The following is a 9,417-nucleotide window of genomic DNA, read 5'->3' on the forward strand; positions in this document are numbered from 1 at the left end:
CTTCCGGCAATGGCAAGGGGCAGATCTTCGTCAAGGGCGAGGTCATCAAGACCGTGCCGGAGTCGAAGATCGTGGAGACCCTGATCGACGAGGCCATGAAGATCGCCGAGCAGATGGAGAAGGACGGCATCGCCTCCGGCGAGCCCCAGGTCTCCGTCAGCGGCGGCTGACCTGGCGCGGGCCCGGTCCGCTTCCACGGCGCCTCCGGACGCCCGGCTCGTCCGGCCGGGGGCTTCCCGGCGGTAGCCGGGGTGAGCCACAGGGGCGCCGTGGAGCACCGGGCGCTCGGGTCTTCCGGCGAGGGAGCCGAAGGGGCGCGTCGCTGCCGCACGGGAGAGCGCGCCAGGGCCGCGAGGGACGAGTGGCCGGGCACGGTCGACCGCCGAGGGCGGCCAACGCGCCCCGGAGGCACCCCGAGCCCTCGGAAAAAAGGGGGGCGCGGGGCCCGGCGGGCGTGCGCGATAGAGTCTGGAGGATCGACGTCCCCGGCCCGCGGGCCCGCACCACGTGAGGCAGACCGACACGTGCTGACCACGTCCACCACCAGGGTCCTCGAGCCGCATGAGCTCGACTCGGCCCTCGCGGTGCTCGACCGCGACCCCGTCTCCAACGCCTTCGTGGCCGCCCGCGTCCAGGTCGCCGGCCTGGACCCGTGGCGGCTCGGCGGCGAGATGTGGGGCTGGTACTCCGGCGGACGGCTGGAGTCGCTCTGCTACGCCGGCGCCAATCTGGTGCCCATCTGCGCCACCCCCGAGGCCGTGCGCGGCTTCGCCGAGCGTGCCCGCCGGGCCGGTCGCCGCTGCTCCTCGATCGTCGGCCCGGCCGAGACCACCGCCGAGCTCTGGTCCCTGCTCGAGCCCAGCTGGGGCCCGGCCCGTGAGGTCCGCGCCCATCAGCCGCTGATGGTCACCACCGCGATGCCCGCCGACATCCCGCCCGATCCGCTGGTGCGCCGCGTCCGCAAGGACGAGATGGACGTGATCATGCCGGCCTGCGTGGCGATGTTCACCGAGGAGGTCGGCGTCTCACCGCTCGCCGGCGACGGCGGGCTGCTCTACCAGGCGCGGGTCGCCGAGCTCGTCGCCGCCGGGCGCTCCTTCGCCCGCGTCGAGGACGGCCGGGTGGTGTTCAAGGCCGAGATCGGCGCCGCCACCCCGCACGCCTGCCAGATCCAGGGCGTCTGGGTCGCCCCCGAGTACCGCGGCCGCGGTCTGTCCGAGACCGGTATGGCGGCCGTGCTGCGCTACGCGCTGCGGGAGGTCGCCCCCGTGGTGAGCCTCTACGTCAACGACTTCAACACCGCGGCCCGCGCCGCGTACCGCCGGGTCGGCTTCCGGGAAGTCGGCGCGTTCATGAGTGTGCTGTTCTGATCGACGGGCCAGTAGGGTGCCGCCCATGCTGCATCTGCCCGGGGGGCGGACCCCGGAACCCGAAGACGTCGTCATCGGGCCGCTCGACCTCGCCGCACGCGTGGACGAAGCGCTCGCCGTCCAGGCCGTCGCCTTCGGGCTGACGGACGAGGAGATCGGCGTACGGCGGCACATCGTGCTGCGCCACCTCAAGAGCCCCGGCGCCCGCGCGCTCGGCGCGACCACCCCCTCCGGGCGGCTCGTCGGCTTCGTCTACGGCATGCCCAACGACCGCACGCACTGGTGGTCCACGGTGGTCCAGCCGTATCTGCGCGCGGCCGGGTACGACGACTGGCTGGACGACTCCTTCGTCATCACCGAGCTGCATGTCCACCCCGACTACCAGAACCGGGGCATCGGCCGGCGGCTGATCACGACCATCACGGACGGCGCCGCCCAGCCCCGCTCGATCCTCTCCGCCATCGACACCGACAGCCCGGCCCGCGCGCTCTACCGCTCACTGGGCTATCGCGACCTGGCCCGCCCGGTGCTCTTCCCGAGCGCCCCGAGCCCGTACGCCGTGATGGGAGCCCCACTGCCGCTGCGGCGCCGCTAGCCGCGGGTGCCGGGCCCCGGCGCATTTCCGGGAAACCGACCCGTGCGGCTAACCTCCTGAACATCCCATCGCACGCAGGAGAGACCCCATGGCCCACGCCGTCAACGTCCAGCGCATGTCCACGATCATGCTGAAGACGCTGCGCGAAGACCCGGCGGACGCCGAGACCGCCAGCCACAAGCTGCTCGTCCGGGCCGGCTACGTCCGCCGCGCCGCCGCGGGTATCTGGACCTGGCTGCCGATCGGCAAGAAGGTCCTGGAGAACGTCTCGCGGATCGTCCGCGAGGAGATGGACGCCATCGGCGCCCAGGAGGTCCTCCTGCCCGCCCTGCTGCCCCGCGAGCCGTACGAGGCGAGCGGCCGGTGGGACGAGTACGGCGATCTGCTCTTCCGGATCAAGGACCGCAAGGGCGCCGACTACCTCCTCGGCCCGACCCACGAGGAGATCTTCACCCTGACGGTCAAGGACCAGTGCACGTCCTACAAGGACCTGCCGGTCATGCTCTACCAGATCCAGACCAAGTACCGGGACGAGGCCCGCCCGCGCTCGGGCGTGCTGCGCGGCCGTGAGTTCCTGATGAAGGACTCCTACTCGTTCGACACCACCGACGAGGGCCTCGCCGAGGCGTACCGGAAGCACCGCGAGGCGTACCAGCGGATCTTCCAGCGGCTCGGCCTGGACTACCGCATCGTCTCGGCGGTCTCCGGTGCGATGGGCGGCTCGGCCTCCGAGGAGTTCCTGGCCCCGGCGGCGGCCGGTGAGGACACCTTCGTCGACTGCCCGAACTGTGACTACGCCGCGAACACCGAGGCGGTCACGGTGAGCGTGCCGCCGGTCGAGGGCGCCGAGCACGGCCCCCTCGAGGAGCTGGACACCCCCGACACCCCCACCATCGAGACCCTCGCCGAGCACCTCGGCGTCCCGGCCTCCGCCACCCTGAAGAACCTCCTGGTCAAGGTCGACGGCGAGATCACCGCGGTGGGCGTCCCCGGCGACCGCGAGGTGGACCTGGGCAAGCTGGGCGAGCACCTCGCCCCCGCCGTCGTCGAACTCGTCACGGCCGAGGACTTCGAGGGCCGCCCCGAGCTGGTACGCGGCTACGTCGGTCCGCAGGGCCTGGCGGGCAAGTCCTTCCGCTACATCGCCGACCCGCGCGTCGCCCCCGGCACCGCCTGGGTGACCGGCGCCAACAAGCCCGACACCCACGCGCGCAACGTGGTCTGCGGCCGTGACTTCGAGGTCGACGAGTACCTGGACGTCGTCGTGGTCGAGCCGGGCGACCCCTGCCCCCGCTGCGGTGCGGGCATCGAGCTGGACCGGGCGATCGAAATCGGCCACATCTTCCAGCTCGGCCGCAAGTACGCCGACGCCTTCCAGCTCGACGTCCTCGGCCAGAACGGCAAGCCGGCGCGGGTCACGATGGGCTCGTACGGCATCGGCGTCTCCCGCGCCGTGGCCGCACTCGCCGAGCAGACCCACGACGAGTCCGGCCTCTGCTGGCCCCGCGAGGTGGCCCCGGCCGACGTCCACATCGTCGCGGCGGGCAAGGCCCTCCAGACCGAGCTGGCCCTCGACATCGCCCAGAAGCTGGGCACGGCGGGCGTCCGCGTCATGGTCGACGACCGTGCCGGCGTCTCCCCGGGCGTGAAGTTCACCGACGCCGAGCTGATCGGTGTCCCGACCATCCTGGTCGTGGGCCGGGGCGCGAAGGACGGGGTCGTCGAGCTGAAGGACCGGCGCACGGGTGAGCGTGAGGACCTTCCCATCGACGAGGCGATCGCCCGCCTCACCACCGCCTGACGGCTGCGTTTCGCGTCTGCTGGTCGGGGCGTCTGTCGGCTGCCCCTGGGGTTTGCTGGTCCGTCCGTCTGATGGCCGCCGGGCCTGCTGGTCGAGGCGTCTGTTGGCTGCCCCTGGGGCTTGCTGGTCCGTCTGTCTGTCGGCTGCCTCTTGCGTCTGCTGGTCGGGGCGTCTGTCGGCTGCCCTCGGGCGTGCCGGTCCGTCCGTCTGTCGGCTGCCTTTCGCGTCTGTTGGTCGGGGCGTCTGTTGGCTGCCCCTGGGGTTTGCTGGTCCGTCCGTCTGACGGCTGCCGGGCCTGCCGGTCCGTTCGTCTGTTGGCTGCCCCTCGGGCCTGCTGGTCGGGGCGTCTGTTGGCTGCCCCTGGGGTTTGCTGGTCCGTCCGTCTGACGGCCGCCGGGCCTGCCGGGCGTGCCGGTCCGTCCGTCTGTTGGCTGCCCCTCGGACCTGCTGGTCCGACCGTCTGACGGCCGCCCCGCGCGCCTGCCGTCCCCGGGCCCCGGCTCCCACGCTCCTGGGAACCGGGGCCCGGTACGTGGCCGCCTAGTGCCGCGCCCAGCCTTCGGACGAGGCCGACCCAGCACCGCGGCCAGCGCCTGCACGACGGCCGGCGCAGCGCCGCGGCCGGGGCCCGGCCTCCGGCCAGGCCCTGCCACGCCAGCCTCCGCTACAGCCAGCCCGCGAACTCCAGCAGCAACTCCGCCCGGCGCCGGTCCCCCGCGGCTCCCCGCCGCAGGCCCGCCTCGACGGCACGGTAGAGGGTCCAGCCCCGCAGCCGGTCGCGGTCGACGTCCAGGGAGTCCGCCAGCTTGGTGATCCGGCGGCGCGCGGCCGCGGCGGGGCCGGGGCCGGCGGCGAGGTCCTCGCAGCGGTCGAGCACCAGCCGCGCCAGGTCGTAGGCGCGCTCGCCCACCACGGGCACCGGACCGACCGCGAGCCAGGGCGCCCGCTCCCCGGCCAGCACCTTCCCCTGCCGGAAGTCGCCGTGCAGCAGTACCTCCTCGGGCGGCTCGGCGGGCAGCGCCTCCCGCAGCTCCAGCGCCTCGTCGGTCAGCGGACGGGCGTCCGCCGCCCAGTCTCCCGTGCCGAGCGCCCGCAGGACCTCGCGCTCCTCCGCCGTACGCCCGGTGACCGACGCGAACGGATGCCCCTCGGGCGGCGCGACCCACAGCCGCCGCACCGCGCCCGCCGCCTCCAGCAGTGCCTTCGGCTCGGGCAGCGAGCGCAGCGACACCGCGTCGCGCAACCGCTCGATGAGCAGCGCACCGGTGTCCGGGTCGGCGCGCAGCAGCCGGGCCGCGCCCCAGCCGTTCCAGTGCGCCAGGGCGGCGCCCTCATGGCCGGACTCCGGGCCGGGGGCCGGGAACTTCAGCGCTGCCGGGGTGCCGTCGGCCTGGTGTACGAGTGCGACGAGGCTGTGACGGCCCCCGGGCGTCGGCACCCGCTCCAGGGTCAGCTCCCACGCCGCCAGCTGCCGCTCGACCGTCTCGGGCAGGGCGTCCAGCCAGCTCCGCACGGCGCTCGCCGGGCTGTCGCCCAACGCGTCCAGGAGCCGCTTCGGCACGTGGACACGGGCCGTGTCGCGGTCGCCGGGCTGTGGTGCCGATGCCATTCCGAGCTGTCCCCTCCACCATCAATGACGTGGACCCATGGAGCCCACGAACCTCGCAGAGACCTCAAGGGCCCCCATGGACCCCAATCAGTCCCATGGGCCTCGTCAGTCCCATGGGCCTCGTCAGCCCCATGGACCTATCGGCCCCATGGACCTATCGGCCCAACGGGCCTCATCGACCTCATGACCTCCGCGGTCCCACGCAGCCCACGAGCGTCCTCACACCCCATCCGCCCCACCGCTCGGTGACGCGGACGGGGTGACCGTTGTGGCGCGTTCGGTGAGCCCAGGGAAGGCTACGCCGCCGCCCCGCCAGCGCACCGCCCGGACCGCCGCCTCCCGCAGCGCGCCCGCCGCCTGGCGGCGCAGGGACCCGGTCGAGGCCCGTACGAGATCGGCGTATACGGCGGCGACCCGGTTCTCCAGCTCGGCCGCGAGCCGTACCGCGGCGGGCGCGTCCGGCACCGCGAAGGGCAGGGCGTAGGCGGGCGCCGCGCTCTCGGGATCCCCGCCGAGGTCGCGCACCGTGCGGGTGAGGTCGTCCCGCCGCGAGCGGTGCGCGGCGTAGCCCTCGCGCGCCTCTGCGAGCCGGTCGTCGCCGATCCGCCCGCCGACGACGCCGTATCCGTACACCGCGGCGTGCTCGGCGGCGAGCGCCGCCTGCGCGGCCCTGAGCGCCGCGGCGCGTTCGCCGACGGCCGTACGGCCTGCTCGAGAGGCCATGTCAGTACCCCTTCCCGGTGATCCCGAACGTGGTCATGAGTCCGTGTCAGTCCGCTTCAGTCCGCGCTAGTCCGGTCAGTCCGTGTCAGTCCGGTCGGTCCGTGTCAGTCCGCGTCGTGCCGCGTGAGGAGATACACGTGGGCGGCGCCGCAGGCCGCGACGGACGCCAGCAGCCGGGCGAGTTCGGGCGGCGCGGTGGCGAGCGCGGTGGTGCGGGCGTCGGCGGTGCGGCGCTCGGCCTGGGCGAGGGCGGAGAGGGCCTTCTTCTCGCTCTCGGGGACCTCCGGCACCCGTTCCCCGCCCGCCGAGGGCGAGCGCGACGCGGTCGCGGAGGGGGAGGCGGACCGGTCCTTGGCGGTGAAGACCGCGACGTGCCGGGCCGTCTCCTCCCGCAGCGGTGCCAGCCGCCGGGCCAGGGCGGGATGCGCGTCCACGGTCGCGTCGTAGCGGGCGAGAAGCGCGGCGGAGTCCCGCGCGCCCCGGGCCCGCAGCAGCGCGACGGCCGCGTCGCTACCCGCGTCGCGCCGGGGTTCGGAGTCGCCGGAGCAGCCGCTCAGCAGCGCGACGGCGCCCAGCGCTCCGCCGCCCAGCAGCAGACTCCGCCGCCGGGGTAACGGAGCCGCTGACGCCGCTGACGCCGTGGACGCCGAGGTCGCGGCGGACGCCGGGGAGACCAGGGACGCGCGGGACGCCGGGGGCGCCGGGGGGACCGAGGGCATCGGGTCGGAGACGGACATGGGACGAGGCGGTGGGGGAGTCGTGATCGACACGTTCCTCTTTCCGGGCTGCGGCCGCTCCCGGCCGCCGGTAGTGATCACAGCAGGCGAGCGTACCCGCGCCGAGCCCGTCTGCCCGGCAGCAGCCGCCGAATCGTCAGCCCGCCGCCGGAACAGATAGGCTTTGACCTGACACGCGACCTTCCCACAACAGCACACGCGGCCGAGGAGTCACCCGGATGAGCACCACCCAGAGCGAGAGGCTGCGCGGACTGCTGGAACCGCTCGTCAGCGCGCGGGACCTGGATCTGGAAGAGGTCGAGGTGACACCGGCCGGACGGCGGCGTGTGCTGAGAGTGGTCGTGGACTCCGACGACGGCGTCCAGCTGGACACGTGCGCGGAGCTGAGCCGGGACATCTCCCAGACCCTCGACGACACCGACGCGATGGGCCAGACCCCGTACGTCCTCGAGGTCACCTCTCCCGGCGCCGAGCGCCCCCTGACCGAGCCGCGCCACTACCGCCGCGCCACCGGCCGCCTCATGAGAGCGCGGCTCACCGACGGCGGCGAGCTGGTCGCCCGGATCATCACGGTGGACGACGAGGGGCTCGACCTGGAGATCCCCGGCGTGAAGGGGCGCAAGCCCACGGCCAGGCGGCTGGCCTTCGAGGAGATCTCCAAGGCCCGGGTGGAGATCGAGTTCAACCGCAAGCCCGTGGAAAAGGCCGTGGGCGAGGGCGACGAGAGCAAGGAGGAGGCGTAGCCGTGGACATCGACATGAGTGCCCTGCGGGGTCTGGTGCGAGAGAAGGAGATCTCCTTCGACCTGCTGGTCGAGGCGATCGAGTCGGCCCTCCTCATCGCCTACCACCGCACCGAGGGAAGCCGTCGCCGGGCCCGGGTGGAGCTGAACCGCGAGACCGGCCATGTGACCGTATGGGCCCGTGAGGACGCCGAGGACCTGGCGGAGGGGCAGGAGCCCCGCGAGTTCGACGACACCCCCTCCGGTTTCGGCCGGATCGCCGCGATGACCGCGAAGCAGGTCATCCTGCAGCGGCTGCGGGACGCCGAGGAGGAGATCACCTTCGGCGAGTACGCGGGGCGGGAGGGCGATGTCGTCGCCGGCGTCGTCCAGCAGGGCAAGGACCCCAAGAACGTACTGGTGGACATCGGCCGGCTGGAGGCGATCCTGCCGGTGCAGGAGCAGGTGCCGGGTGAGGACTACGCACATGGCACCCGGCTGCGTACGTATGTGGTACGAGTCGTCAAGGGCGTGCGCGGACCGTCGGTGACCCTTTCGCGTACGCATCCCAATCTGGTCAAGAAGCTCTTCGCACTCGAGGTGCCGGAGATCGCGGACGGTTCGGTGGAGATCGCGGCGATCGCCCGCGAGGCGGGCCACCGCACCAAGATCGCCGTCCGGTCCACCCGCCCCGGGCTGAACGCCAAGGGCGCCTGCATCGGGCCGATGGGCGGCCGGGTGCGCAGCGTGATGGCCGAGCTGCACGGCGAGAAGATCGACATCGTCGACTGGTCGGACGACCCCGCTGAGCTGGTGGCGAACGCGCTGTCACCCGCTCGGGTGAGCAAGGTCGAGGTGGTCGATCTGGCGGCCCGCTCCGCCCGGGTCACCGTGCCGGACTACCAGCTCTCCCTCGCCATCGGCAAGGAGGGGCAGAACGCCCGGCTGGCGGCGCGGCTGACCGGCTGGCGGATCGACATCCGCCCGGACACCGAGCAGCCGGGCGAGCAAGGCTGATTCCGGCCGGAACCGGCCGGGCCCAGTTCACATCGGTGACGGTTCGATCACTCCCCCCAAGGGGTGGTGTCGGCACAGGGAGGTAGACTTAAGCAGTGTCTGGCCGCACGCGCGCTCGTGCCTGCCCTGAGAGAACCTGTGTGGGATGCCGGGATCGGGCGGCCAAGAACGATCTGCTGCGCATCGTGGCGGTCGAGGGCGTTTGCGTCCCCGACCAGCGCGGTACGCTCCCCGGTCGGGGTGCTTATCTGCACCCCACACGGGTCTGCCTGGACCTGGCGGTCCGCCGCCGGGCCCTCTCCCGGGCCTTCAGGGGGCCGGGGGCGCTCGACACCACGGCGCTTCGCCGGTTTGTCGAGCAGGGTGAGCAGGCGCCACCCTGAGTAGTTGGAAGAACGGCACGGGACACCGTGCGGTCAGGTACCTCGCGAGTCGGAAGTAGGTCGAGATTGCGATGAGCACTCGATGAGTACGCGATGAGTACGCCCATGAAGTAGCGACGGTCCGGCGGCAACCCGGACCTAAAAGGAGCGAAGTGGCTAAGGTCCGGGTATACGAACTCGCCAAGGAGTTCGGAGTTGAGAGCAAGGTCGTCATGGCCAAGCTCCAAGAACTCGGTGAATTTGTACGTTCGGCGTCCTCGACCATCGAGGCGCCGGTTGTACGCAAGTTGACTGACGCTTTCCAGGGTGGCAACGGCTCCGGCCGCGCCGCCGGTAAGCCCTCGGCGCCGCGCAAGGCGACGCCCAAGCCGCCGACCCCTGGTCCGGCGGCGGCGGCCCGTCCGGCCGCCCCCAAGCCCCCGACGCCCGGCCCCAAGCCGGCTGCCGCCGAGGGCCAGCGC

General features: G+C 72.9%; 10 protein-coding genes and 1 pseudogene. 8 read left to right on the forward strand and 3 right to left on the reverse strand.

Features of this window, described 5'->3' with window-relative positions; all coding sequences use genetic code 11:
• The 4 genes and pseudogenes from AXW62_RS43600 to AXW62_RS37865 form a co-directional block, all read left to right on the forward strand.
• Window positions 1-170 (forward strand): annotated as a pseudogene (locus AXW62_RS43600) (flavodoxin-dependent (E)-4-hydroxy-3-methylbut-2-enyl-diphosphate synthase); the annotation flags it as partial.
• Between the two features lie 354 nt (window positions 171-524).
• The gene (locus AXW62_RS37855; RefSeq protein WP_060948358.1) at window positions 525-1,370 is read left to right on the forward strand and encodes a GNAT family N-acetyltransferase; all 846 of its coding nucleotides are present in this window, start codon (window positions 525-527) and stop codon (window positions 1,368-1,370) included.
• 25 nt (window positions 1,371-1,395) lie between these two features.
• Window positions 1,396-1,965, forward strand: coding sequence for a GNAT family N-acetyltransferase (locus AXW62_RS37860; protein WP_060948359.1), 570 nt, complete (start codon window positions 1,396-1,398; stop codon window positions 1,963-1,965).
• Between the two features lie 88 nt (window positions 1,966-2,053).
• On the forward strand, window positions 2,054-3,766 hold the full coding sequence (locus AXW62_RS37865; protein WP_060948360.1) for a proline--tRNA ligase: 1,713 nt from the start codon (window positions 2,054-2,056) through the stop codon (window positions 3,764-3,766).
• Between the two features lie 664 nt (window positions 3,767-4,430).
• Here AXW62_RS37865 and AXW62_RS37870 read toward each other — a convergent pair.
• The 3 genes from AXW62_RS37870 to AXW62_RS37880 all read right to left on the reverse strand — a co-directional run bounded on the left by AXW62_RS37870 (window position 4,431) and on the right by AXW62_RS37880 (window position 6,835).
• A complete protein-coding gene (locus AXW62_RS37870) occupies window positions 4,431-5,375 on the reverse strand; it encodes an aminoglycoside phosphotransferase family protein (protein WP_060948361.1) in 945 nt (314 codons plus the stop codon).
• A 219-nt stretch (window positions 5,376-5,594) separates the two neighbouring features.
• Window positions 5,595-6,098 carry a ferritin-like domain-containing protein gene (locus AXW62_RS37875; RefSeq protein WP_030841792.1) on the reverse strand — a complete coding sequence of 168 codons (504 nt, stop codon included), beginning with the start codon at window positions 6,096-6,098 and terminating at the stop codon, window positions 5,595-5,597.
• Window positions 6,099-6,202: 104 nt separating this feature from the next.
• Entirely contained in the window at window positions 6,203-6,835 is a 633-nt protein-coding gene (locus AXW62_RS37880; protein ID WP_306305086.1) for a hypothetical protein, read from the reverse strand.
• A gap of 218 nt (window positions 6,836-7,053) precedes the next feature.
• Between AXW62_RS37880 and rimP the strand changes: the two genes are divergently transcribed.
• The 4 genes from rimP to AXW62_RS42080 all read left to right on the forward strand — a co-directional run.
• Entirely contained in the window at window positions 7,054-7,578 is a 525-nt protein-coding gene (rimP, locus tag AXW62_RS37885) for a ribosome maturation factor RimP (RefSeq protein ID WP_060948362.1), read from the forward strand.
• 2 nt (window positions 7,579-7,580) lie between these two features.
• Window positions 7,581-8,573, forward strand: a complete 993-nt coding sequence (gene nusA, locus AXW62_RS37890) for a transcription termination factor NusA (RefSeq protein WP_060948363.1) — start codon at window positions 7,581-7,583, stop codon at window positions 8,571-8,573.
• 95 nt (window positions 8,574-8,668) lie between these two features.
• On the forward strand, window positions 8,669-8,956 hold the full coding sequence (locus AXW62_RS37895) for a YlxR family protein (protein ID WP_078962353.1): 288 nt from the start codon (window positions 8,669-8,671) through the stop codon (window positions 8,954-8,956).
• 152 nt (window positions 8,957-9,108) lie between these two features.
• The coding region (locus AXW62_RS42080; RefSeq protein WP_252368885.1) for a translation initiation factor IF-2 N-terminal domain-containing protein at window positions 9,109-9,417 on the forward strand (309 nt) is incomplete at its 3' end.

It is taken from the genome of Streptomyces hygroscopicus subsp. hygroscopicus, assembly GCF_001553455.1.
GTDB classification, from domain to species: domain Bacteria; phylum Actinomycetota; class Actinomycetes; order Streptomycetales; family Streptomycetaceae; genus Streptomyces; species Streptomyces hygroscopicus.